Source organism: Flavobacteriaceae bacterium (genome assembly GCA_014075215.1).
Classification (GTDB): Bacteria; Bacteroidota; Bacteroidia; order Flavobacteriales; family Flavobacteriaceae; genus Polaribacter.
This window is the reverse complement of the sequence record CP046177.1, coordinates 413,923-440,100: the sequence shown is the minus strand read 5'-3', so window position 1 is coordinate 440,100 and position 26,178 is coordinate 413,923. Positions and strand designations below refer to the sequence as shown.

Genomic DNA, 26,178 nt, shown 5'->3' with positions numbered 1-26,178 from the left:
ACAAAATAAGGCTATTCTATAGTATTTTCCAATTCCAGTACTTTCTGAAGCATTTTATCTTTCTGGTGAATAATTCTGTTAAATCCGACATCACTAAAAAGTTCGTTGGCAATTGAAGCTTTTAAATACCTTCTGATAGTTTGTTTGGTTTTATAAGAAGGCTCTCCGTCCGTTACCTTAGAAAAATACGCATCGGAAACTTTTCGGTTTGCATCAAATTCTTTTACAAAACGCCCTATGGAAGGCCATTTTGAAGCGATATTATTTCTGTTATTGTCCACATAATCAAAAGCAAAATCATTAATGGTTCTAAAGTAAAAGTTGTTTAGATATGTTGTCGTATCAATAGGGATAAATACATCCGGAATAATGCCGCCACCGCCATATACAATTTTTCCTTTGGGTGTACTATATTGTAAAGAATCTACAAACGGAATACTATCTTTGTACAGCAGTTCGCCATTTCTTAATCGGTTTGTATAATCTTGCCGGTAATTTCCATTTTTAGCATAAGGTTTCTGAATAGATCTTCCCGTTGGAGTATAATATCTTGCTGTGGTTAATCTTACTGCAGATCCGTCTCCCAAATTCATTTCTACTTGTACCAATCCTTTTCCAAAGGAGCGTCTTCCTATAATGGTTCCTTTATCGTTGTCTTGCAAAGCTCCGGCAACAATTTCCGATGCGGAAGCGGAACTTTCATCAATCAATACATATAAGCGACCTTTCTCAAAAGCACCTTTGGAGGTGGCAAAAGATTTATCTATACGGCCTTTATTATTTTTTGTAAAAACGATCAACTTATCTTCTTCTAAAAATTCATCTGCAATTTTATTAGCAATATCAATAAACCCTCCGCCGTTTCCACGAAGGTCCAGAACAAGAGTTTTCATTCCCTGATTTAACAGAGAGTCCAGAGCAGCTTTAAATTCGTTATAGGTTGTTTTTGCAAAACGATTTAGTTTAATATAGCCTAATTTACCATTTATCATATAGGCAAGGTCTACACTTTTTATGGCCACTTTCCCTCTATTGATACTGGTATTGAAAACAGAGTCGTTCGATTTTCTGTAAATGGTCAGAGATACCTCCGTATCCGGTTTTCCTTTTAAGAATTTTGGTATCTTGCCGGAAGGGAGGTTTTTTCCATATAAGGTATCCTCATTCGCAATCAAAATTCGGTCTCCCGCTTTGATTCCGCCTCTGATACTAGGCCCTCCTTTAATGGTTTGAATCACCGTAACTGTATCTTTTACCATCCTGAATTGTATGCCAATACCAACAAAATTTCCCTGCATGTTCTCGGTAACTTGTTGTAGGCTTTCCTTCGGAATATAAACAGAATGCGGGTCCAGTTTGCCTAATATTTGAGTAATCGCTCCATCTAATAATTCATCGGTATTTACATTATCTACATAATCTCTTTGTATATAATCAATTAAGCGTTTTATTTTTGCTTCACTACTTGTTGTCCCTGTCAAAGACAGGCTACTTCCGGAGCCATTAAATAATACCCCTATCACAATTCCTAAAATGGTAGCCAGAGATAAATATATAGGAAGGTTATTCTTATTTGTCATTTGCTATAGATATTAGTTCAACATCAACACCTGCTTTTTTTAAAAAACCAATTCCGGATACATCCCGATATGCTTTAGCGTAGACAACTCTTTTTATTCCTGCTTGGTGGATTAACTTGCTACAATGGATACAAGGAGATAAGGTGATATATAAGGTAGCACCTTTACAGGACTGTGCAGAAGCTGCTACTTTTAAAATAGCATTTGCTTCCGCATGTAATACTTCCCATTTGGTCAATCCGTCTTCATCTTCGCAATCATTATCAAAACCGGAAGGAGTTCCATTATACCCGTCTGAAATAATCATTCTGTCTTTTACGATTAAAGCACCCACCTGTTTTCTTTTACAATACGATAATTTTGCCCATTCCATTGCCATTTTTAAATAAGCAATATCATATTTTAATTGTTTTTTACTCATGGGCTAATGTACAGAAAATGTAATAGTACTAAGTTAATAATTTACCAAAAAACATGTACTATCATCATAGGAATTACAAACCCTATGACAATGGCGGAGGTAACGAGTATCCAATCTCTTTTACTTACATTTAAGAAGGTTTTTAAAGCAAATCCTAATAATAAGATGCAAAAAACAATTACAATTTGAGAGGCTTCAATTCCCAGAGCAAATTCTGTTAAAAGCAGAAACTTATTATCAGAGTCTGTAACCAAACGGGTGATATAGTTAGAAAAACCCAGGCCATGAATAAGCCCAAAGACGAAAGCCAATACTATATTTGTATTGTCTTTGATCCCTTTGATAGCATTTAGGTTAAAAATATTAATAGCTCCGGTAATAAAAATGGTCAGCGGAATTAAAAATTCTATAACTTTTACGTTTTTATCATTCAAGTCAAACAGGATACCATAAGCAGAGAGTAATAAGGTAAGAGAATGCCCCACTGTAAAAAAAGTAATCAGCCAAAGAACTTTTTTCCATTCGTTAAAACTATATACGACAGCTAATACAATCAAAAAAAGGATGTGGTCATAGGCAGTAAAATCCAATACATGATAAAATCCCAGCTTGGCGTATGTTGTAAAATCGTCCATAATAAAATCATTTCAAGTTTGAAAATCGGAAAGTTTGGAAGTAAGGCCATACCTGTGATGACACGAAAAGAATAACCGTTTTTCATTGAGTAAAATATATCAAAAATCAAATATATTAAAGACCTTTTTAATGGCAATCTAATTTTAATTATAAATACACTGCTCTGTCCGTGTTCTATGATAAAAGACCGCTCCGCTTTTAGATGCAAGAGTGTAGACTCATTGACTTTCAAAACAAGCTCTCTTTGTTCTGGTCTCTATTGTTTTTAATCTTAGTAGTAAAATGGTCTTATCTCTAAAGTTTCGGATGCTACTGTTATAAATGGTAACCGACATATATGGTCTCATAGAAAAATAGTATTTTTATGTTTTAAATAGTCTGAAAATTATTTTATCACTTACTTAAATATTATTTTATAATATATGTCAGCAACTATTACTCTAAAAGAGCTCTCCAAAATCTTAGGGGTTTCTATTTCTACGGTTTCGAAAGCATTGAATGACAGTCATGAAATTAGTACTGAGACAAAAGCCAGGATCCGGGAAACTGCCAAATTATATAATTATCAACCCAATAAAATAGCGATGAATTTAAAATCCGGGAAAACAGATACTATAGGAGTCATTATTCCCAATATTCAGAACTATTTTTTTGCAGAGGTATTATTTGGTATTGAAAAAGTGATTGCAGATTCTGATTATCATATTATTGTGAGTATTACAAATGAATCTTTGGATAAAGAAGTGAGTGCAATAGATACGTTTTCCAATAGCCTTGTAGACGGGTTTATTGTTGCGTTGGCAGAGGAAACACAAGTTCATAAAGAATTTTCACATTTTCACAAGGTAGCGCGATTGAAAAAACCCATGGTAATGTTTGACAGAGTGATTAAAAATTTTAATTGTGACAAAGTATTGGTTAATGATGATCAGGTTTTATTTGATACCACCAAAAAACTACTGGCAAGCGAAAGGAAAGAAATTGTATTGGCCACGACCATTCAAAATTTAAGTGTTGGAAAATCAAGAGCAAAGGGTTATCTGAATGCTATGGAAAACGGAGTGCAACTAGAGGGCACTTCGGAGACTATAGGCATGCTGATAGAAAAACAACTTATAAGTCGTCCTACAGATGCCATTATTGCTTTGGATGAAGATGCTTCTTTGGCAGCTATTCGAGTAGCAAAAAAGCTACATAAAAAAATTCCGAAAGAATTGGCAATTATAGGATATGCCAGTGAAAAAACGGCAAGTAATTTAACCCCTCGATTAACTACTTTGAATCAGCAAGGGATCAGTATCGGAGAAAAAGCAGCCTGTATGCTATTAAATAAATTGAGAATGGGTGTTTCGGAGATCACATCTGAAAAAGTAGAAACAACCCTAGTCCAGCGGCAAACAAGTTGATTTATTTTTAGTTCACTTTATCGGGGGAAATCCAAAATTTTTAAATTAAACATTTATTCTACATCAACTCTGATAGAAAGAGAATATTTTACTCCTACCGGTTTGCCTCTTTGTCTTCCGGGCTTCATTTTAGGTAATAACTTCATTACTCGTATAACTTCTTTTTCTAATATGGGATGAGGAGCCCTGGCTTTTATATCTGTTATATTTCCCTTTTCATCCACTCTAAATTGCATAGCCAGCCTCTTTCTTCCGGAAGACATTCCTAATTCATTAGGCAGTTCCGAGTCAAATTTACGAGTAAAGTGCTTTTGCACTTTTTTACCAAAACATTTCCTCAATTCATTTTTATTTCCTTTGCACCCGGGAAATGTAGGTACTTGTTCTATAATTGCAAAAGGTACATCTTCTATAACCTCTTCCGCTTCTTCCACCTCTTCAATTTCTTCTACCTCAACAGCTTCGGTTTCATCTGTTTCCGTAGATTCAATTACTGTTTCTTCTACCTCTTCTTCATCTTCTACAACCTCAATTTTTTCAGGAGTAGGTGGTGGCGGTTCTTTTGGTTTAACAGGCTCTATTCGTTCCGTAATTGGAATTTCTTCTTCCAAGTCAGCATTCAGATTCAAATCACCTAAATCTCCATATTGTTTATCGTAATTTTTCTTTTCAATGGCTACGTATGTAATAAAAAGTGCTAAAACCAAACCTAGCTGTACAAAAATCTTGCTGTAATTTTCTAAGTTTGATTTTGGGTTTTTCTTGATTTCCATTTTAAAAAGTTTTGTATAGAGTGCTAATTTAACTAAATTATTATTTCATTCACAACCTTTCATATTAAATATCCGTTTTTTTGAATGAAAGTTCTAAAAAGTATAAACCCGGTTATGATACCTGTCGAATTTGCAACGATATCTAAAAAACCGGGACTTCTATATGTGGTTATGCTTCCTTGTAATACTTCAATAATTATACCAAACACAAAACAGATGATAACAATAGAGCTATTGGTTATTTTTTTAAATTTTACATTTTTTGTTATCAGCCAACTTATGGTGAGCACTACATAGGCAAAAAAATGCTGAATCTTATCTAAATTTGATATGTCTACAACGAATTCAGAAGGTATATGAGCCAAACTCAAAAACAGAATTGAAATAGTAATTGTTATGGAAATGTATAAAATACTACACCTTAATAAAATCCTGATACGATTCGGCATCTAATAATGCTGTTATTTGAGATGAGTCTGCTATGGCTACTTTTATCATCCACCCTTTCCCATAGGGGTCGGTATTTACCAACTCCGGGTCGTCTTCCAATGCTTCATTAAATTCAATGACTTCTCCGGTTAAAGGCATAAATAAATCCGATACTGTTTTAACGGCTTCTACCGATCCGAAAACTTCATCTTTCTCTACTGTATCATCTACCGTATCTACATCTACGTAGACAATATCGCCTAATTCGCTTTGTGCAAAATCCGTAATTCCGATGGTGGCTATATCGCCGTCAATTTTAACCCATTCATGGTCTTTAGTGTATTTTAATTCTGATGGAGTATTCATTTGTATTCATTTTATTAATTTCCTAAATTATAAATGATGTTAAATCCGCCGTTAATCGTCTGCCTTGGGAATGTTGTGGAAATAGCATATTTAGACGTTTGATGGTTGTAATAAAACGACGCTGTTAAATTACTACTTAATCTGTAATCTGCAGTTAATTTTAATGAAAATAATTTTTGTCCTCCGCTAATTTGGTCATTTTCCCTATCAATGGCTCTGATGAGTGTTAGATTGTCTCTTAAAGACGCATCTGCACGAATATTAATATCCCCTTTTAAGATTTGCTTTTTACCGGTAAAACGGGTGGTTAGTTTCACATCTTTAATGACATAACCAATACCAAAAACATATTCTGTTCCTTTAATATCAGTAAGGGTATTATTGTTAAAGTTCATGGTGAGTGTTCTGTCTTTTCTAATTTCTCCGGTAAATGAAAACGAATTTTTCATTTTCATATCTACTTTAATCAAAGGTGAAAATTCATCTACCAGAGTTGCTGTGGAAACTAATAATTCCGGATGGTAACTTCCCGATGAATTTGTTGCCGTAGGGTTGTTAATATCGTACTGAAAATTGTTAGTAAAACTGGAAATCGTATAAGAAGAATTATAGCCGTGAGTTATGGAAAAGTTAGAGAAATTCTTTTTAAACCATTTGTATTTCATTAATCCGTTATATCGTAACGTCCAATTGGGGATAGGAATATTTCTAAACAACCCCGTATTTACTTCATTAGGGTCTTTACCCGAATATGCCGCAATAAATGCCGGTAATAAAACCTGCTGAGAAGTTTCCCGGTACCCACTCACAGGCAGCCCAGTTTCGGTAGCTAATCTGTTTGCTATAATCGTTCTGTAATTTCTAAATAATTGAAATAACTGATCACTGTCTTTGAACGAAGTGGAAAACATTGAAAAACTGGTGCTGAAGTTCCCTGTTTCAAAAACAGGTGTATCTTCCAGCTGTGTATTTCCTGTAATTAAATCTATTTGCTGTGTCAGATCTCTGGTTTTTATTTTATTTCCTCTTACTTCTATATTTAGATCTTTAAGAGGTTTTAGCGAAAAGTTGTAATCTAGTTTGTTATAATGTGCTCTGCTATAGGTTTTATTTATGTATGCACTGTCCGGGTGGCGTGAAACCAACCAGCCGTTTTGCAAGGCTTTTGTTCTAATATCTACCTGGCTACCAAAAGCAAAGGCAGTTGGCGCACCACCTAATAATCCAAATTCAGGAATATATCCCGGTAATAATTGGCCATTGTTTTCCGAATAGCTGATCTTTCCTGTTTTAACGGCTGTAACAATATCATAAAACCCTTTTAAAATTTTTCGCCCTATGGATTTCTTTTTCTTGGTATTCTTTACCTGCCTGGGAGCATCTGTTGATTTTTCGGACGTTTGGTTTCTTTTATTCTTTTTTGTGATCAGGTTTTCTAATTTTATATCTCTGTATAATCTGGCAAAATTTAATGTAGTATTCACATTATGAGTATTTGCATTTTGGATCAAATTTCCAATTAGATCCACATTACTCTGAGAAGCAGCTCTCCAATCAAAGTCAGCAGTATAACCATAATCAGCGGTAATAAAATTCAGATAAGGTATTTTATCGATCGGTAATTTATAGGTAGCGTTTAATTTTTGATGGTAATGGTCGGGTCTTCCCACTAAAAAAAATCTGTCAAAAATTTCTATATCTTCGTCAGATCCGAAGCTGTCATAAATATAACTATTGGTTGCATTAAAGTTTAGCGAAACCGATTTGGTAATATCCAGGCCAATCGTATAATCCCAATCAAACAAATACCTTCTTTGTGTCAACCTGGGTTGAGCAGACAAACCGTTATCGACTAAATTTCTGGAACGTTGTTCACTGAAATTTCTATTGATTCTTGAATTTACCGCGATGGTCTTTGGTATGAGATTGATATTAAGATTTCTTAACAATTGTAAATATTTACTTTTAAAGACACTCATCTTTTTAAAAGGTTCTATGAACTCGGACCTGGGACTAAAATTGTAGGAAGCCGAAGCTATGACAGTTTTATTTGTATATCCTTCTATATTATAATCTCTGCGGTATTCCTCATTAAAAGCGTATGAGGCAGTAAGATTTTCCACATCATAAAATTTCGGTGTTTTGGTTGACTGTGAGCTTCTGTTCTTTTTTACATTGATAAAACTAATACTTCTTCTTTTTGTATAATCTCCTGAAAATCGACTATTGGGATTAGATTGAGCTGCTTCACTAAGCACTACATCCTGGTATTGCGGATCAAATTTCGGATTCTTAAATTCTTCTCCTATACTATAATTCATCGGCAATTGCACCCCCCAGTTTTTAGGCATCATTTTACCGAGATTTACACTGGTTGTAATATTGTATTGTTTTACCTCATCCAAAGATCGCTGATTTACCCGATCTTCTACATTTCCAAAGCCAATAGTTTGTATTCTTCCGGTAACATTGACATTTGCAATATCCGCAAAATTAGCATCGGCATTTACTACAGCAGCCCACCCGCCTTCATTGTCAAATCCGGAGGAACGCATTTCATTGAACCAAATTTCCGCACTTTTATTTCTGGCAGCAGTGTTTTTCACTCCCAGCATAATGGTTCGTATCTGAGCCATTGTAGGGTTTCCTTTTACCCGTATAATTAATTCCCGCGGATCCGAAGGAGTAGGAACAGGGTATAATTCATTGATAGCTATGTTTGGTATGGCATCTCTTTCCAGTTTAATCCTACCGAAATTTTCAATAGTAGCATCTAAACTATTCAATTCCGGCCATACATCTAAGGGATTTAAACTTCCGTTTGGAGAGATTTTTAAAGGCAATTCAATTTGATAGAAGTTGTCATTTAAATCTGTTCCTAAGCGAATAATTGCAACCAGCTCATCATCTTCAACCCCATTAATCATAAGAGGTTCTGCATGCATAAACATTTTTAATTGTTTATATCTTCTAAGATCTATGCTAACGTTTTTATAAATAGCTCTTATTTTATTTTGAGGCAGATTGGTTACCTTTAAAGAGACTGACTGTTCATTTTGTTGTTGTACAGTAGTACTTCCCTGTAAGCGTTCTCTGACAATTCCGGGAGGCAACACATAACGTCCTTCGTTTTGTTCGATATTAACAACGCCTACTTCAAAATTATTGAGTTCGGTTTGGGTTAATTCCCTATCGGGATTAATGGCAGGGTCGAGTGTCCTTACGTACCTTCTCCAGTCTCCCCGCACTAAGCCTAACTCCCCAAAACGCAATACGACAGGCATTCTAAACTTTGTCAAAAACATTCTTATGAACCGAATACTGTTAAGATCTGAAATTCCATTGACGGGAATTCCGCTTCTAATCGGAATCCTGAATTGATACCAGTTTGTATTTTGTGTTGCACCGTTTTCCAGGGTAATTTCGGTTGTTTTTCTGTCCACAATAAAGTTTTGACCTACAACCAAATCGCTTTTATTTAATGAAACTTTATATTCATAATAGCTCTCTACGGTATTCATTGTCTGATCTCTGTTAATGTCTTCAACATCCGGGTAGGTAGTTGAAGATACGGGGAAAGATTCCGGAGATTGATTTAGTGTTGGCGAGTTGCCCTGTGTATTGTTAAATAATTTATATCTGCTAATGATAGAAGCATTTATGGCATCCAGATTACCTCCCCTGAAGTATTGAAAGTTATCTGACGCCGGATCTGCCAAACCTGCCAATGCCGGAAACTTTGCTCTTTCTTCTTCATCGGTCAGGCCGTCTAATCCTAAATCCTGATTCGTCCTGGAAGTGTCTAATTCATCAAAAGCATATAGAATGGATTGTGCTAAAGGAACATCACCCCATACGGTGCCGACTACATTAGATGCCGTTTTAAGACCGTCAATTGGCAAGCCGTTTTCGTACATTTTTCTATTATCTTTTAAAATATCTTCGGAAATGTTTCCCAGATTAAAATACAATTCCCCTACCTGATTTTGAATGTCTTGCGGATTAACCCCTGCCGGTAATCCTTCTTCATTGGTAATGGAGTAATTTTTATAAGGGTCCATCAACCAAAATTGAATGTATTCTACATTTGCCTGATCGAAGTTATTTGTTGTTAATGCCCGCATGATTCCCCCCCAGCGAGTTTCGGGGTTTGGAAGTGTTTGATCATTTGTTTCGGAAGAGAAGTTATAAGCACCTCTTTCACTGGGGAAATAAGCCAAATCCAACGTCCTTACCAATGCATTTTGGGTTACATCAAGCTCCTGATTTGGAAAGAGTTCTCTAAAGTTAATTTGTCTTGTTTCTGCCCTGGATAATTCGTCTGCACTTATATTTCCGGGTGAAGGTCCGGCACCGTAAAATATCTGGTCAATATTATACCAGGCAAGCCTTGCTCTGTTGAAATTATAGTCTAACTGATCGCTTGCTCCGTTGAATCCCGGAAAACCTCTTGGCGTACTGGCAGTATACCAATCTAACGGAGTTAATATACTGATAGGTATTTGTGATGCTTCAAAATCATCTATATAAGAGGTTGCTTGCCCCGTTACATCTATGCCGCTTGGAGAGCCGGGTAGCAAATATGCCATATCTGCTCTTATGGAAAAATTTGAAAGAGCATCCGTATCTACAAAAGGTAATTTATTTACTAATTTTGTCAAGTAGGGAACTTCCGAAGAGTAATCTACATTAATTCCTAACATGTTATTGTTTATCGGTTCCTGACCAAAATTAACTTTTGGCGTTAAAGGCCTTTCGTCGACATTTAATAGGGTACCTCCTAAAACAAAATCATCGGAAAAGCGGTGTTCTACATCAACACCTATAAAGGTTTTTCTTTGCTGATTAAATACCGCATTGTTTTCTGTTGATACTTGAATAGGTGTTCCGGAAGCTTGTAGTCCGGGGTCTATGATTTGTACCCTGCCTAATTGGTAATCGACTACAAAATCCACTCCTTCTACCAGTTGTCTTCCGCCTGCAGTAACGGTAACGGAACCTCTTGGGACATTGAATGCATTTAAAGGGATTCCTCCGGCATTATCGGATTTAAAGTACCCTTTTAGTAAAAACTTGTCTTTATTTTGGAAATTGTTTTTTGCATTGATCTTTGTTTCCAAATACATTTCTCTGAAAACATAGGTATCAATATCAGTGGCTGTAGTTAGTTGGTTTTGTAAGTTTGTGCCGAAAGGTTCGGGTTCCGGAAAAATAATATATCCGTTTTGGGAGTTTACGGTGACTCCTTCTACATAATCAAAAAATCCATCACTGTTTCTAAATTGACTTTGATCCAGTTGGTCTAATCGCATAACTCGTAACAATGGTCTTTCGGCAATTCCTGTTGTGGTTGAATTTTGAAGAGTATTCGAAGCAATTCCCGTTTGATCATCTCTGTATTGAATTTCAAATCGAAACCCGTCTTGTGATAGCGGAAATGCTCCCAGTGCATATACGTTTTTCATCATTAAATCCCAGGTAGGAAATGCTTCTTCAACGCTGTTGACTGTTCTTTTTGTAGTCAATATCTCACTTCGTAATAGTTTTACTGCCAGATTAGCAGGAGCAATAACCCCGTCATTAGAAAATTCTCCCACTTTAAAAGAGGCTTGCGAACTTCCTACAACCGTATATTCGTAGGCAACAGCTAAGACTTCTCCGTCATTTAATCTTCTTTGTAAGGAGATATATCCTAATTGTGGGTTTAATGTATACTCACCAGGGTTCAATTTTCTTGCATTTTGCAGTAAACTGTAATCTGTTCCCTGCTGTAAATTATTAAAGCTTAACAGCCTGCTATCTACCGTAGATACATCTCTGATTTGCCCATTTCCAATATTTTCCTGAAGTAGTATATTAATATCATTTGCATCATTATCAGGAATATTTACAATCTGTCCGCCGAGACTTACTGTTGGCGGATTTCTTAAAGGAATAGTTGGAGAAACAAATCTGGAAACGTCAGACTCTCCAATATCAGCAAAAGCAACAATACTTCTAAAATCTTCTACACTTGAAGAGCGGTTGGTAATCCAAACTTCAATTCGGGTAATATTGATAGGGCTTGTTATTAAAGGATAGTTTCTCAACGCATTGGCATAATTATTTCTAAAGAATTGAGACAAGAAAAAATGCCGGTCATCATCATAATCCGTTGTTCTCAACTCAAATGGTTGGATAGAAGATCCTGCCTCTGCTGTTACTGTAGTACTTTCTGAATTTTGTTGTGAAGCGACAGCAGTAATATGTGTTTTACCAAATTGCAGATTTGCCTTTACTCCAAGTAAACTTTGAGAACCGTTAATTAATGAATTTTTAATAGGCATGGTGATATTTCCAATACTGAGGCCTTGTAATATATCATCGTTTGTTCCTTTTATATTACCATCCTGAATGCCTTGTACAAGATTATCGCTCACTCCTACTTTGCCTAACACTTTATCTCTGGCTTTTTGCATGAGTTCATCAACTTCTGTGGGGATGTATTCTACTTTAATAAAGTTCTGAAAATCAAACGTAGATTGTGTATCATAATTAGCTGTAAATTGCAACCTTTCTCCTATTTTTGCCCGAATACTGGCACTTATTTGCTGATCGAAATCAAAAGTAAAACTACTCCTGTTTTGCTCTGATAATTGAGGATTATCAGTATTTTGATATATAAAACCTAGTTTTAGATTGATACTTCCGGAAGGGGTTATTTGAATTTTATTACTTCCGAATATCGTTGAAAAGAATTTCGAGTTCACATAATATGTAGGCAGCAAATTTTTTTGAGCAGCTGAAACTCCCTTTCTTTTGCTGTTTCGTGCATTTATCTTATCCTTGAAATATTCCAGCATATCTTTTTCCAGACGGTATTTTGCATATTCTTCCGGAGTCATATATATAGGTACTCTTACATAATAATCTCCTATTTTTTCCAGAAAAACATATTTGTTTAAAACCTTATCAAAAACAACTTTAATTTTAGAGGGGTCATTTAAAAATAGCCCTCCTTTTTGAAAGTGAGTGAAGTTATATCTTAATTTTGTAGTATCTTTTTTTACTGAAACAGAATCATTTTTATTTTGTGCGGAAGCAATTGTGCCTATAAAAAAAGCAAACAATAATACGATAGTATGTTTTATATTTTTACTCAATCGGCTATAAATTTTTCAATGCCTTTTTAATAAGTAATTCTACCGTTATTTCAGGAGATTTTTGTAGGATAGTATTCACAATCTTTTCTGATTGTTTCCTATGAAACCCTAAAACTTCTAATGCAGATAACGCTTCATCTTTATTAGTATTGTTTTGAGAAATAGAAACTTCATCAATATTAAAAGTTTTTAAAATTTTATCTTTCAAGTCAACAATAACCCGTTGGGCCGTTTTAGCACCAATACCTTTTACTGATTGAATGACAGCAACGTTATCGGATGCTATTGCCTGTTGTATTTCTTCGGGGGTCATAGAAGACAACATGGTTCTTGCAATGCTGGCACCTACTCCGGAAACGGAGATTAATAATCTAAATATTTCTCTTTCTGTTTTGCTGGCAAATCCGTATAAGGTATGTGCATCTTCTCTAATGGCTAAATGTGTATACAGCTTTAACTCTTCTGCTTCCGGTAAATTTGAGAATGTATTTAAAGAAATATGTAATAAATAACCTACTCCGGAACACTCTACTACAACATACGTCGGGCTTTTCTCAACGAGCCTTCCCCTAATTTGTGTAATCATAATTTAACCTCGGTTCAAATGTAATAAATTATTTATTTTGCTTTTCTCTTTGTTGTGCATCAATTACCGCAACTGCAGCCATATTGACCATTTCATCTACGCTGGCTCCTAATTGTAAGATGTGAGCAGGTTTTTTAAGTCCCAGGATTATGGGGCCGATAGATTCGGCTTCATCAATTTGTTTCAATAATTTATAGGTAATATTTGCCGATTCCAGATTTGGAAAAATCAATACATTTACTTTTTTTCCATTTAATTTTGAAAATGGAAATTCTCTGGCTAACATTTCCGGATTTAAGGCAAAATCTGCTTGTAATTCTCCATCTACATTTACATTTGGAAAATTTCTGTGAATATAAGAAACGGCTTCACTGATTTTCTGTGAACTTTCCGATTTTGTGGATCCAAAATTAGAAAAAGAGAGCATGGCTATATGGGGCTTCATGCCAAACATTTTAGCTAATTGATAGGTCATTTGAGAAATTTTAGCCAAATCTTTTGCTGTTGGATTTATATTAATATAGGTATCTGCTAAAAACACAGGTCCTTGTTTTGTCAGCATTAAGTTTGCGGCAGCAATTCGGGTTACGCCGGTATCTTTTTCTATGAGTTCCATCATTGGCTTTACAACGGTTCTATAAGGCCTTGAATATCCTGCTATTAATCCGTCTGCTTCTCCTGCATTTACCATCATTGCAGCAAAATAATTACGCTCTCGCATTAGCTTTTGTGCTTGTGATAGTGTAATTCCTTTTCGTTGTCTGGTTTTCCAGTATATTTCTCCAAACCGATTTCTTCTGGGTGTTTCTTCATCCGTTTTAGGATTAATAATAGGGATTTCTGCCATGAATCCCAATTCTTTTTTGAGTTCTAAAATGACATCTTTTCTTCCTAAAAGGACGGGGTTCCCAATTCGTTCTTCATATACTCTTTGTGCTGCTTTCAGTACATCTAAATGATCTGCTTCGGTAAAAACAATGGTCTTAGGGCTTCTTTTGGCTCTATTGTGCAAAAGCCTAACTTCTTTGCTTCCTGTTCCTGATCTGTCCATCAAAGACTCTCGATATTTATCCCAGTCAAGGATAGGTTCTCTGGCAACTCCCGAATCCATAGCCGCTTTTGCAATTGCAGGAGGAATTTCATAAATCAATCTGGGGTCAAAGGGTTTTGGGATAATGTATTCTTTTCCATAAGATAAACTGACTTCATCGTATACAATATTTACTTGTTCCGGTACGGATTTTTTAGCTAAATCGGCCAAGGCCAAAACTGCGGCCATTTTCATTTCTTCATTTATTTTAGTAGCCTTAACATCGAGAGCTCCTCTAAAAATAAAAGGAAATCCGAGTACGTTATTTACTTGATTTGGATGGTCAGACCGTCCTGTTGCCATAATAATATCCTTTCTTGTAGCAATTGCCAGATCGTAATTAATTTCCGGTTCAGGGTTTGCCATGGCAAATACAATGGGGTCTTTTGCCATTGATAGCAACATTTTCGTCGTTACCACATTTCCTGTTGACAGCCCGATAAACACATCTGCATTTTGAATGGCTTCTTCTAAAGTATGTACATCTGTATGTGTGGCAAATTCTTCTTTTTGTGCAGTAAAATCATTACGGTCTTTTCTGATAACACCTTTGCTGTCACACATAATAATGTTTTCTTTTTTTACCCCTAACCTCAAGTACAATCTTGTACAGGAAATTGCGGCAGCTCCGGCACCGTTAACAACAATTTTTATGTCGGACATTTCTTTTTTTATAATTTCTACAGCATTTTTTAATGCTGCCGCAGAAATGATCGCTGTTCCGTGCTGGTCGTCATGCATCACGGGAATATTGAGTTCTTCTTTTAATCTGCGCTCAATTTCAAAAGCTTCGGGAGCCTTAATATCTTCTAAATTTATCCCTCCGAAAGTAGGGGAAATGGCTTTTACTGTTGCTATGAATATATCTACGTCCGTTGCGTCAATCTCAATATCAAATACATCTATATCGGCAAATATTTTAAATAGCAGTCCTTTTCCTTCCATGACCGGTTTAGACGCTTCAGGGCCTATATTCCCCAAACCCAAAACGGCTGTTCCGTTGGTGATTACAGCTACTAAATTACTCTTGGCAGTATATTTGTATACATTATTTATATCTTTTGCAATTTCCAAACAAGGTTCGGCGACTCCGGGGGAATACGCTAAAGACAAATCGTGTTGTGTAGCATATTTCTTTGTTGGAACGACTTCTATTTTACCTGATTTTGGTTTTGCATGATATAATAGAGCTTCACGCCTTTTTCTAGATTCGTTCATTTTGTTTTTGAGTTGTTTGTAACTTACAAATATAGTTTTTTCGGCGAAAGTTAACCTTTGATTTTTATTCTTTTAGAAATCTAATGTTTTTGGTAAGTCCCAGGTATTTTGTTCTTTTTACGGCAGATTTCTTAAAAACTTTTTTAAAAGTATCTTCCGTTATTTCTTCCCAGTTTTCTTTTGTCATTTCCAGTAGTTCTTTTTGAGGCTGAAACAGGGGTTCTTGGTGTGGTTCTGAAAATCGATTCCAAGGGCATACATCCTGACAAATATCACAGCCAAATATCCGGTTTTCCATATTATTCTTAAATTCTGAAGGGATATGGTCTTTTAATTCTATGGTTAAGTACGAGATGCACTTGCTTCCATCTATGGTTGAATTGGGTAAAATGGCTTCTGTCGGGCAAGCATCAATACACTTTGTACAGCTGCCACAATGATCTGTTGCAAATGGAGGGTCATAAACTAATTCTACATCCACGATGAGTTCCGCCAGAAAAAAGAAAGAACCTTGTTGTTTCTGAATTAATAAGGTATGTTTTCCATTCCATCCCAAGCCTGCTTTTTCTGCCCAGGCTCTCTCTAAAATTGGAGCAGAGTCTACAAATGCCCTGCCATGTACTTCTCCTATTTCTTCCTGAATGGCATACAGTAACTCTTTAAGTTTTCTTTTAATCACATGATGATAATCTTCTCCGTATGCGTATTTGGAAATATGATATGTGTCATCATGCGGTTGAATTTTTGGGTAATAATTGTAACTTAAGGAAATAACAGATTTTGCTCCGTCAACTAATAGCCTGGTATCTAATCTTTTATCAAAATGATTTTCCATATATTGCATTTCTCCGTGAAAATCATTTTCTAGCCAGGATGCTAATCGTGGGGCTTCTTTTTCTAAAAAACCGGCTTTGGCAATACCGCAATTTAAAAAACCTAAGCGTTTTGCTTCTTTTTTTATAAATTGAGAATATTGCAGGGTTTTATTCATTTTTAAACCTATTTTTTCAAAAGTAAAGAAAAGCAACTTTTTCAAATAAAATGGTGTCTAATACCAAAAAGAATACTAAAATAGTTCCATTTTCCTTACACCATCTTTAGACCACTTTAGTATTCTTTTTGGTATAATTAATTTTAAGATTATATTGTATCTTGTTTAACAAAATTTACAGAGTTGGATGCTTTGACATGATCTATGTTTGCTCTGCTCAACTAATAAACTATTTTATGAAAAAACTTATAGTACTACTTTTTTTATTTGTAAGTATTACCGGCTTTACCCAAATAAAGGGGACGATTACAAATACCAAAGGGGCTCCTCTTTCTTTTGTCAGTGTTTATTTAGATAAAACAATTACGGGAACTACTTCTAATGATCATGGTAATTATGAATTGAACATTTCTAAAACGGGTACTTATACTGTTATTTTTCAACTTTTAGGGTATACGGTTTTAAAAAAAGAGGTCGCTGTAACTTCCTTCCCTTTTATACTAAATGTATCGTTGGAAGAGGAAGAAATAGTGTTGAATGAAATTGCTATTTCCGCCGGTGATAATCCTGCTATCAGGATCATTAGGAGTGCTATTGAAAGCAAAGAAAAAAATACAGATGCTTATCGGCAGTATACAGCTGGTTTTTATTCCCGGGGATTATTTAAGGTAAAAAATGCTCCTGAAAAAATACTGGGGCAAAGTTTAGGAGATCTGGGAGGCGGACTGGATTCTACCAGAACCGGAATTATCTATTTATCTGAAACTATTTCGGAAATTGCGTATCAAAAAAGACCTAAAAAGTTTAAAGAAAAAATTATTGCTTCTAAGGTGAGTGGTTCTGATAATGGAATCAGTTTTAACAGAGCAGAGGAAGCTCATTTTAATTTTTATGATAACTCGGTATCTGTTGCAGATAGTCATTTGGTTTCACCCATTGCAAATGGTGCGTTTGGTTATTATCGTTACAGACTGGAAGGTTCTTTTTACGATAAGAACGCGCGTTTGATTAATAAAGTAAAAGTGACACCTAAACGTGAAGGCGATCGGGTTTTTAGCGGATTTATTTATATTGTAGAAGACGATTGGGCAATTTACGGAGTTGACCTGATTTCCACGGGAAAACAAATCGGCATTCCGATTATAGATGAATTAACATTCAAACAAGATTATAATTACTCCGAAGGAAACAAAGCCTGGGTTTTGATTACACAAACTATCGATTTCCGTTTTGGAATTTTTGGATTTAATGTTGACGGAAGGTTTTCTTCGGCGTATTCTGATTATAATTTTACTCCGGGTTTTGTAGAGGAGACATTTACCAATCAAATTCTGTCTTTTGAGGAGCATGCTACGGAAAAGGATACGACTTTTTGGAACCGGCTAAGGCCTGTTCCTTTGACAGGTGAAGAAATAAAAGATTATATTTTAAAAGACAGTATTAAAGTAGTTCGCAAATCAAAAAAGTATTTGGACTCTATTGATCAAAAAAACAATAAATTTTCTTTTTTATCGCCATTTACAGGGTATACGTATAGGAACAGATATCGGAAATGGTCTGTTACATTGAACTCTCCATTAGAAAATATTGCTTACAATACGGTTCAGGGTTGGAATACCTCTGTAGGGTTCAATTATTTTAAACGATTAAATAATAAAGGAAAATGGATAAGCATGGGGGCGGATGCAAGTTACGGGTTATCAGAAAAAAAACTGCGCCCGGTTTTCTACTTCGGAAAAAAATGGAACAATATTGAACGTCCCAGGTTTTCTGTTTCCGGAGGTATTACAACAAGCCAGTTTAATGCGAGAAATCCTATTTCAAGGCTTCACAATACCCTGTATTCTTTACTTGCAAAAGAAAACTATTTGAAAATATATGAAAAAACATTTACTAGGGTTTCATATTCGCAGGAAGCGGTGAATGGTGTTTTTTTAAGTACTTCCCTGGAATATGCCAATAGAAAGCCTTTGTTTAATACTACTAATTATGTATTGTTCGGAAGAGATATCCCCTTTCAATCTAATAACCCGACAGATCCAACTAATTTTTCCGCGCCTTTTGTTTCGCATACTATCTGGTCATTCAATTTAGGGGCAACCATTGTTTTTGGTCAGAAATATCTCATGTATCCTAACCGTAAGTTTAATGTGGGAAACACAAAATACCCTTCACTACATATAGGGTATCGAAAGAACTTTGGAGGAGATAATAATAGTACCTATGGTTCGGATTTGTTTATGGCTCGTTTGCATCAGTTTATCTCTTTAGGGAATGAGGGAGATTTTAGATACCATATCCGCTCGGGCTTCTTTTTAAAACAGAAAGAGATTCCGTTTATGGATTACTTACATGCGGATGGAAATCGACTAGACCTTGCTCCGTCTAATTATATTAATAGTTTTGGGTTATTGGACTATTACCGGTTTAGTACTAATGACAAATATGCCGAATGGCATGTTGAGCATAATTTCAGAGGATTTTTATTGAGTCGGGTTCCATTGATCAATACATTGAATTTTCATTTGGTTGTTGGAGCAAAAGGATTGTTTACGGGAGGAAGAAAACCATATACCGAATATACTATCGGATTGGATAATATTGGGTTTGGAAAATGGCGTTTTTTACGAATTGATTATGTTCGTTCTAATTTTAACTCGGTTAAAAACGATGGATTTTTATTTGGAATTTCTTTTTGATGAAAATAAATTTACGAATACTATTTTTTGGAATCTCTGCTGATCTGGTAGGGGAGACATCGTTGGATTTGTCAGTTTCGGTAAATATTTCCGTATTTCAATTGAAGAAGGAGTTACAAGAGCAATATCCTCAATTGTTGGAAATCAACTCATATGCCATTGCCGTAAATGAGTGCTATGCTACAGATGAAACACTGTTAAGGGAAAATGATGTCATGGCTATTATTCCGCCGGTAAGTGGAGGGTAGTCTGTTTTTAAAAAAATTAAAAGAAACCTTTGCAAAATAGTGATATATTATGTATTTGAATTGATTTGGCGAAAAAGTTCAAATAAAAAAACTAGACTTCTAATGCTTTAACAACATTGTTATCCATTAAAATTTCCACAGGATTTTCCAACGCTTCTTTTACTGCTACCAGAAATCCGACCGATTCGCGGCCATCAATAATTCTATGATCATAAGACAAAGCAACATACATTACAGGCTGGATGACTACTTCTCCGTCAATTGCCATCGGGCGATTTACAATATTGTGCATTCCTAAAATTGCACTCTGCGGAGGGTTGATGATAGGTGTAGATAGCATGGAACCAAAAACACCACCATTGGTAATAGTAAATGTTCCTCCGGTCATTTCGTCTACCGTGATTTGGCCATCTCTGGCCCGTACAGCTAATCGTTTTACCTCGTTTTCAATTCCTCTGAAAGTCAAATTCTCGGCATTTCTAATCACAGGCACCATTAATCCTTTAGGGCCGGAAACGGCAATGGAAATATCCTGAAAATCGTAGGTGATTTTGTAATCTCCGTCCATCATAGAATTTACATCCGGATACATTTGCAGAGCCCTTACACACGCTTTTGTAAAGAAACTCATAAAACCTAAGCTCACACCGTGCTTTGTTTTAAATGTTTCTTTGTATTCGGTTCTCAGATCAAAAACGGGTTGCATGTTTACTTCGTTAAATGTAGTCAACATTGCTGTTTCATTTTTTACGGAAACCAGACGTTGTGCAACTTTTCTACGCAACATAGAAAGTTTCTTTTTATCAGAGCTTCTGTTTCCTCCGGTGGTTGGCGTGCCCATACTTGGTACAGCGTTCACTGCATCCTCTTTGGTAATTCTGCCGTCTTTTCCGGTTCCTTGAACAAGAGATGTATCTATTTCTTTTTCAGCTAATATCTTTTTAGCCGCAGGTGAAGCGGTTCCTGAAGCGTATGTGGTTTTTGTTTCTTTTTTAACGGGTTCTTCTTTTGTGGTTTCTTTTACTTCTTCTTTAATTTCAGCAATAGCAGAACCTTCCGGTTTTGCAGCATCCATATCAATTAAACATACGGTTGCACCTACTGCTACCACATCACCTTCTTCTGCTTTTAAAGTAATTATCCCGCTTTCTTCTGCAGGTAATTCTAAGGTAGCTTTATCCGAATCTACTTCTGCTATCGGTTGGTCTTTTTCTACATAGTCACCATCTTCTACCAACCAGGTTGCAATTTCTACTTCTGTAATGGATTCTCCCGGGGAAAGGACTTTCATTTCTAAAATCATTTGTTGTAATTTTATATTTTGACTATTTTATTTTGTCTTATTTGTTTTAAAAACAGCATCTATTACCTTTTGGTGTCGTTTTTTAAATCGCGTTGTTGAACCCGCTGCAGGTACCGCGTAATATTGACGTGAAACCACTTGAAGTTCAACCAAACCGAAACGTTGTAACATATAACTCCACGCGCCCATATTTCTAGGCTCTTCTTGCGCCCAAATATATTCCGAAACGTTTGGATAACGATGAATTACTTTTTGTAATTTATCCTGATGTAATGGAAATAATTGTTCTATTCTTACCAAAGCAATGTCATTTCTTTCCAGTTGTTCTCGTTCTGCCAACAGGTCGTAATAAAATTTACCTGTGCAGAATACTAATCTATTTACATTTTTTGGATCCACTGTGTCATCGATAATTTCCCGAAAACTGCCTTTTGCCAACTCTTCAATACTACTTACCGCTTTTGGATGACGCAATAAACTTTTTGGAGTAAAAACGATCAGAGGTTTTCTAAAATTGCGTTTCATATGACGACGCAGTAAGTGATAGAAATTCGACGGAGTTGTACAATTTGCCACGGTCATATTATCTTCAGCACACAATTGCAAGTAACGTTCTATTCTGGCTGATGAATGTTCGGAGCCCTGCCCTTCATATCCGTGAGGGAGCAATACTACAATTCCGTTTTGAATTTTCCACTTGTCTTCCGCAGCTGAAATATATTGATCAAAAACAATTTGTGCTCCATTGGAAAAATCTCCGAACTGTGCTTCCCATATCGTCAGTGTATTTGGATTTGCCATTGCATACCCATAGTCAAAACCCAGTACTCCATATTCAGATAATAGCGAATTGTAAATTCGCATTTTCCCTTTATTCTCAGGGTTCTTATTTAAAAGATTGACCGATGCTTCCGAAATTTCATCTCGTAAAATGGCATGACGATGAGAAAAAGTACCTCTTTCCACATCTTGTCCGGAAATACGTATATCATAGCCTTCTTCCAGTAAAGTACCATATGCCAGGGTCTCTGCCATCCCCCAATCTAATTTATTGGTCTCAAAGACCATTTTTGCCCGCCCTTGTAAAATCCGTTCGGCTTTACGAACAAATTTTACGTGTTCCGGCACTGTAGAAACCACTGTAGCAATGTTTTTTAATTGATCTGCCGAATAAGTTGTGTCTACAGGCTGTAACATTGCTGTTAATTGCTGACGTGTAAATCCTTTCCAGGTAGACTCCATAAATTCTTTTACTTTGGAAGTACTGTCTTCTTTGGATTTATCAAACTCTCTCCCTAACATTTGTTTAAAACCGTCTGTAATGGAGGTTATATATGTTTCATCAATAACTCCTTCGGCAATTAGTTTATCGGCATAAATATTTTTAGGATTCGGGTGTATTGCTATGGCTTTATATAATTTTGGCTGTGTAAAGCGAGGTTCATCACCTTCGTTATGGCCATATTTTCTGTACCCTAACAAATCAATAAAAACATCGCGTTTAAATTTCATCCTAAATTCCAAAGCCATTTCTACGGCATGACAAACTGTTTCAACATCATCTGCATTTACATGTAGCACAGGAGATAAGGTTACTTTCGCTGTGTCCGTACAGTATGTACTTGAGCGAGCGTCTAAATAGTTGGTAGTAAAACCTATTTGATTGTTGACTACAATATGAATAGTACCTCCTGTTTTATACCCTTTTAACTGAGCCATTTGTATGACTTCATATACAATTCCCTGACCGGCAATTGCTGCATCGCCATGAACTAAAATAGGTAGAATTTTTGACTCGTCTCCGTTGTATTTTCTATCAATTTTTGCCCTGGTAATTCCTTCGGCAACCGCGTCTACGGTTTCTAAGTGTGAAGGGTTGGGAACCAAATTCATTTTTATTTCTTTCCCGTTTTTATAGGTTTTACTTAACGTTAAGCCCAAATGGTATTTTACATCTCCATCGATATTCTGATCTTCAAAATCTTTCCCTTCAAACTCGCTAAACAGATCACGAACAGGCTTTTTAAATATATTTACCAAGGTATTCAGGCGTCCTCTATGTGCCATTCCCAAGACACATTCTTTTACATCGTATTTCTCTGCTGCTTCTCTCAGAATTATACTTATTCCTGGAATTAGTGTTTCGCCTCCTTCCAGAGAAAAGCGTTTTTGTCCGACATATTTTGTTTGTAAAAAATTCTCGAAGGTAACGGCCTGATTTAATTTAGATAGAATATATTTTTTGGCATCTAATGAATAATCAGGATGATTATCATTCTGATTCAAACGATTTTGCCACCACTTTAACTCTTCCGGGTTTCTCAGGTACATATATTCCACACCTATGGAATCGCAATAGATTCTTTCCAGATGACGAATAATTCCTCGTAAAGATTTCGCACCAATTCCTAAGATTTGCCCGGCATTAAATGTGGTATCCAGATCATCCCGGGATAATCCGAAATTTTCTATTTCTAAAGAAGGAGTATATTTTCTTCTTTCTCTAACAGGATTTGTTTTGGTAAACAGATGCCCTCTGGTTCTATATCCGTTAATCAGGTCAATTACCAAAAATTCTTTTCTTACTGCTTCCGGAATTTCATTGGAAGCCTTATCGTCTTCTGTAAGTAAGTACTTTTCATTGGCCAGGTCATATCCTTGAAAAAAGCTTCTCCAACTGGGTTCGACAGCATCGGGATTTTGAATATACTGATCATATAAATCGCTTATAAAGCCCGTATGCGCTGCGTTTAAAAATGAAAACTTGTCCATAAAAAGAATGCTTTATACAATACGTTTGTCATTCCAAACAAAAGTACAACTTTTACAAAAACCGGAAATTAATTTCTTTTATAAAAAAGAAGCTACGGAGACCTTTGCAAAATAGTGGTATATTCTGTATTGAAATTGATTTGGCTTCAAATTTCTTCCTTTTCGAAAATTTTAAATCCTCAAAACCAACAGGTTACTCCGGTTGAAAATTTTCTTCGGGCGTCGAACTTTTTTGCCAAATCAATTTTGCAAAGATCTCTTACGGTTTTGGTTTTTCTAAAAAAAGTTTTTGTGATTTTTGTAAAAGACCTATATTTGCACGCGCTAAACTAGAAAAAACGCGAAATTCCTCCTTAGCTCAGCTGGTTAGAGCATCTGACTGTTAATCAGAGGGTCCTTGGTTCGAGCCCAAGAGGAGGAGCTAGCAAAATCAAAGTCTCAGAGATATTTATAAATCTGAGGCTTTTTTATTTGCACTCAATTTGCACTCATAATTTTATTTTACTATCAATTTACTAAACTCAAAAAATCATTCAGCATTTCAGTAAATTCATACCTATCTACTCCATTTTCTTGATATCTTTCAACCTCTCTAATTTGTTGAATATCCATGTTTGTCCAATAATTTTCTAAAACAGTTCTACTACTTGAAAATTTCTCTTGAGCAATTAGTGATTTAGCATTACAAGTATCCGTAAAATTAAATGTACTTCCACTTGGTAAATTCAAACACTCCAAGAGTATATAATTTTCAGGTTCTCTTTTTCTGGTTAAATATGCTTTAACACCAGAATTTTTAAGTTCTTGAATTTTAGCAATATTTTTTGCTTCTTCTGGTGTCCCTTTATCTGAATCCTGCAAAACACAATAGGGTATATTAAACTGGTCTGCCAATCTTAAAGTTGTCCAATGTTTTAAGTTTCCACAACCACCTATTGGAACTAAAGCAATTCGTTTTTCCTCTAATGTATGATTAATGAACCCGCCTTCTTTTAGTTGACTAGCCATATGTCTTATGAAAGTTACATCTCCTTTTCCCTCTAACAATAAAATTGCAGTTGCATTTTTTGCTATTGGTTCAGGCAATACTCCAAGTGCATCAGCTATTTTCTCAAATACTTGATCAGTTCCTAGTTCCATAGTTCGGGTGTTACCATTTTTTTCAATAAATCTTAGGCTATCTAAGGACAATAACCCTCCAAGAGTTGGGGTATGAGTTGTGAGAAGAACTTGAGAGTTTCCTGAATTCGAAATTTCTTTGAATGCCTCAATAAGCATTTTTTGATGGTCAGGATGCTGAGAGGTTTCAGGTTCCTCAAATGCATATATAACTTTTCTACCTGAATATTGATTTCTTAATCTGTCAGCTTCAGCTCTAAAAAAATTGAGGAGAACTAACCTTCTTACACCACTTCCTCTTTTATTGATTGGTATATTATCGTCTGAACTGATAGTTAATTTGAATTGGGAATCAAACTTCGGTTCTGTTTTAAATTGGGGTTTAAGTACAGAAGCTAAGTCAGGAGCCATCTCTTTTAACTTATCTAGAGTCCTTCTAGCCGTTGCAGTAGCTCTATTTTGAACTTTTGTTTTTATATATTCTAATTCAGCATTCAAATCTGATAATGCTTGTTGAATAGCAATCTTCATCGGATCAGAAACTTCTTTATCATCATCTTTACTTTGCCTATTAGATTGAAATAAAGCATACAAGGGGAGAAAGTTTTTCAATGATTCATATACTTTCTTAGTATCCTCTTTATCAACTAAAATCTCTGAATTCGTAATATCAAGACATTCAAATGAATTCCAAATTGCCCCACGAATCGAAGAATTAATGTTACTGTTATAATCAGCTTCATTAATTCCTAAATTATCTGCTCTAGCTTTTAATTCAGATCTTTTAAGTCTTAAAAGATCTTTTCCATTTTGAATCGTAGGATGATTACATACAATATAAATTTTCTCCTTTGGCTTAGCCGCAGTAGTTGAAAACATCTTTTTTATATGTAATTTTCCATCACTATTTAAAAGGTATTCATTTTCGAGGCTTGTTGGTGCAGTAGTGTCAATTATTATTTCATTTGGCAGATCTGAAAAAATACACGAAATCTGAATTTCATTATCATCTGAATTCACATTCGAATCCTCTCTTTCACAAATTACTAACTTATTATTAAAAAATATTTCCAGAGCTTCCAAAACAGACGATTTTCCAGCATCATTTTTACCAATAAATGCTGTCAAATTTGATATTGGAATTTTAATTTCTTCTTTATATCCTCTGAAGTTTTTTAGTATTATTTTATCAAGTTTCATTTTGTTAGGTCATAATATTTTTAAAAATTTAAGTCCTAACCCTTTTTCGATTCTCCTCTAAAATTTATTGAATAGGGGTCATGGCTGAAAAATTTACAACAAATTTACAACATTTCCCAAAACAAAGTAAATCTATTCGTTTAATAAAGATTTACGGAAACCCTCAAAAACAAAAAAACTGCCTCGGTTTCCCGAGACA

General features: G+C 35.4%; 16 protein-coding genes and 1 tRNA gene. 4 read left to right on the top strand and 13 right to left on the bottom strand.

Annotated elements, in window-relative coordinates; genetic code table 11:
• Positions 1-11: 11 nt before the first annotated feature.
• From GKR88_02290 to GKR88_02280, 3 genes are read right to left on the bottom strand one after another with little or no spacing between them, the layout of a single operon-like run.
• On the bottom strand, positions 12-1,580 hold the full coding sequence (locus GKR88_02290) for a PDZ domain-containing protein (GenBank protein QMU63217.1): 1,569 nt from the start codon (positions 1,578-1,580) through the stop codon (positions 12-14).
• Positions 1,570-2,001 (bottom strand): CMP deaminase, encoded by a 432-nt coding sequence (locus GKR88_02285; GenBank protein ID QMU63216.1) that lies wholly within the window; start codon positions 1,999-2,001, stop codon positions 1,570-1,572. The genes GKR88_02290 and GKR88_02285 overlap by 11 nt, the downstream gene beginning before the upstream one ends.
• Before the next feature lie 41 nt (positions 2,002-2,042).
• Positions 2,043-2,636, bottom strand: a complete 594-nt coding sequence (locus GKR88_02280; GenBank protein ID QMU63215.1) for a HupE/UreJ family protein — start codon at positions 2,634-2,636, stop codon at positions 2,043-2,045.
• A 423-nt stretch (positions 2,637-3,059) separates the two neighbouring features.
• Here GKR88_02280 and GKR88_02275 point away from each other — a divergent pair, with 423 nt between their 5' ends.
• Entirely contained in the window at positions 3,060-4,043 is a 984-nt protein-coding gene (locus GKR88_02275; GenBank protein QMU63214.1) for a LacI family DNA-binding transcriptional regulator, read from the top strand.
• 53 nt (positions 4,044-4,096) lie between these two features.
• Here GKR88_02275 and GKR88_02270 read toward each other — a convergent pair whose 3' ends face one another.
• The 7 genes from GKR88_02270 to queG form a co-directional block, all read right to left on the bottom strand.
• A complete protein-coding gene (locus tag GKR88_02270) occupies positions 4,097-4,816 on the bottom strand; it encodes an energy transducer TonB (protein ID QMU63213.1) in 720 nt (239 codons plus the stop codon).
• A gap of 59 nt (positions 4,817-4,875) precedes the next feature.
• Positions 4,876-5,265 (bottom strand): hypothetical protein, encoded by a 390-nt coding sequence (locus GKR88_02265; GenBank protein ID QMU63212.1) that lies wholly within the window; start codon positions 5,263-5,265, stop codon positions 4,876-4,878.
• A complete protein-coding gene (gcvH, locus tag GKR88_02260; protein ID QMU63211.1) occupies positions 5,231-5,611 on the bottom strand; it encodes a glycine cleavage system protein GcvH in 381 nt (126 codons plus the stop codon). The genes GKR88_02265 and gcvH overlap by 35 nt, the downstream gene beginning before the upstream one ends.
• Positions 5,612-5,625: 14 nt before the next feature.
• Positions 5,626-12,753 (bottom strand): cell surface protein SprA, encoded by a 7,128-nt coding sequence (gene sprA / locus GKR88_02255; GenBank protein ID QMU63210.1) that lies wholly within the window; start codon positions 12,751-12,753, stop codon positions 5,626-5,628.
• Between the two features lie 4 nt (positions 12,754-12,757).
• Positions 12,758-13,339, bottom strand: coding sequence for a Holliday junction branch migration protein RuvA (gene ruvA / locus GKR88_02250; protein QMU63209.1), 582 nt, complete (start codon positions 13,337-13,339; stop codon positions 12,758-12,760).
• A gap of 28 nt (positions 13,340-13,367) precedes the next feature.
• Positions 13,368-15,647 carry an NADP-dependent malic enzyme gene (locus GKR88_02245; GenBank protein ID QMU63208.1) on the bottom strand — a complete coding sequence of 760 codons (2,280 nt, stop codon included), beginning with the start codon at positions 15,645-15,647 and terminating at the stop codon, positions 13,368-13,370.
• Positions 15,648-15,711: 64 nt separating this feature from the next.
• Positions 15,712-16,638 carry a tRNA epoxyqueuosine(34) reductase QueG gene (queG, locus tag GKR88_02240; GenBank protein QMU63207.1) on the bottom strand — a complete coding sequence of 309 codons (927 nt, stop codon included), beginning with the start codon at positions 16,636-16,638 and terminating at the stop codon, positions 15,712-15,714.
• A 236-nt stretch (positions 16,639-16,874) separates the two neighbouring features.
• Here queG and GKR88_02235 point away from each other — a divergent pair, with 236 nt between their 5' ends.
• On the top strand, positions 16,875-19,337 hold the full coding sequence (locus tag GKR88_02235) for a carboxypeptidase-like regulatory domain-containing protein (protein QMU63206.1): 2,463 nt from the start codon (positions 16,875-16,877) through the stop codon (positions 19,335-19,337).
• A gap of 5 nt (positions 19,338-19,342) precedes the next feature.
• Complete coding sequence (locus GKR88_02230) at positions 19,343-19,585, top strand: molybdopterin synthase sulfur carrier subunit (GenBank protein QMU66616.1); 243 nt, start codon at positions 19,343-19,345, stop codon at positions 19,583-19,585.
• Between the two features lie 91 nt (positions 19,586-19,676).
• Here GKR88_02230 and odhB read toward each other — a convergent pair whose 3' ends face one another.
• Both odhB and GKR88_02220 read right to left on the bottom strand, forming a co-directional pair.
• Positions 19,677-20,888, bottom strand: a complete 1,212-nt coding sequence (gene odhB / locus GKR88_02225; protein ID QMU63205.1) for a 2-oxoglutarate dehydrogenase complex dihydrolipoyllysine-residue succinyltransferase — start codon at positions 20,886-20,888, stop codon at positions 19,677-19,679.
• 27 nt (positions 20,889-20,915) lie between these two features.
• A complete protein-coding gene (locus tag GKR88_02220; protein ID QMU63204.1) occupies positions 20,916-23,660 on the bottom strand; it encodes a 2-oxoglutarate dehydrogenase E1 component in 2,745 nt (914 codons plus the stop codon).
• 347 nt (positions 23,661-24,007) lie between these two features.
• Here GKR88_02220 and GKR88_02215 point away from each other — a divergent pair.
• Positions 24,008-24,081: transfer RNA gene (locus GKR88_02215), tRNA-Asn, on the top strand.
• An 86-nt stretch (positions 24,082-24,167) separates the two neighbouring features.
• Here GKR88_02215 and GKR88_02210 read toward each other — a convergent pair.
• Positions 24,168-25,979 carry an AAA family ATPase gene (locus tag GKR88_02210; GenBank protein ID QMU63203.1) on the bottom strand — a complete coding sequence of 604 codons (1,812 nt, stop codon included), beginning with the start codon at positions 25,977-25,979 and terminating at the stop codon, positions 24,168-24,170.
• Positions 25,980-26,178 lie beyond the last annotated feature (199 nt).

Coding starts and splice junctions, on each gene's coding strand:
- GKR88_02290 (QMU63217.1), bottom strand. CDS start 1,580: ATGACAAATAAGAATAACCTTCCTATATATTTATCTCTGGCTACCATT.
- GKR88_02285 (QMU63216.1), bottom strand. CDS start 2,001: ATGAGTAAAAAACAATTAAAATATGATATTGCTTATTTAAAAATGGCA.
- GKR88_02280 (QMU63215.1), bottom strand. CDS start 2,636: ATGGACGATTTTACAACATACGCCAAGCTGGGATTTTATCATGTATTG.
- GKR88_02275 (QMU63214.1), top strand. CDS start 3,060: ATGTCAGCAACTATTACTCTAAAAGAGCTCTCCAAAATCTTAGGGGTT.
- GKR88_02270 (QMU63213.1), bottom strand. CDS start 4,816: ATGGAAATCAAGAAAAACCCAAAATCAAACTTAGAAAATTACAGCAAG.
- GKR88_02265 (QMU63212.1), bottom strand. CDS start 5,265: ATGCCGAATCGTATCAGGATTTTATTAAGGTGTAGTATTTTATACATT.
- gcvH (QMU63211.1), bottom strand. CDS start 5,611: ATGAATACTCCATCAGAATTAAAATACACTAAAGACCATGAATGGGTT.
- ruvA (QMU63209.1), bottom strand. CDS start 13,339: ATGATTACACAAATTAGGGGAAGGCTCGTTGAGAAAAGCCCGACGTAT.
- GKR88_02245 (QMU63208.1), bottom strand. CDS start 15,647: ATGAACGAATCTAGAAAAAGGCGTGAAGCTCTATTATATCATGCAAAA.
- queG (QMU63207.1), bottom strand. CDS start 16,638: ATGAATAAAACCCTGCAATATTCTCAATTTATAAAAAAAGAAGCAAAA.
- GKR88_02235 (QMU63206.1), top strand. CDS start 16,875: ATGAAAAAACTTATAGTACTACTTTTTTTATTTGTAAGTATTACCGGC.
- odhB (QMU63205.1), bottom strand. CDS start 20,888: ATGATTTTAGAAATGAAAGTCCTTTCCCCGGGAGAATCCATTACAGAA.
- GKR88_02220 (QMU63204.1), bottom strand. CDS start 23,660: ATGGACAAGTTTTCATTTTTAAACGCAGCGCATACGGGCTTTATAAGC.
- GKR88_02210 (QMU63203.1), bottom strand. CDS start 25,979: ATGAAACTTGATAAAATAATACTAAAAAACTTCAGAGGATATAAAGAA.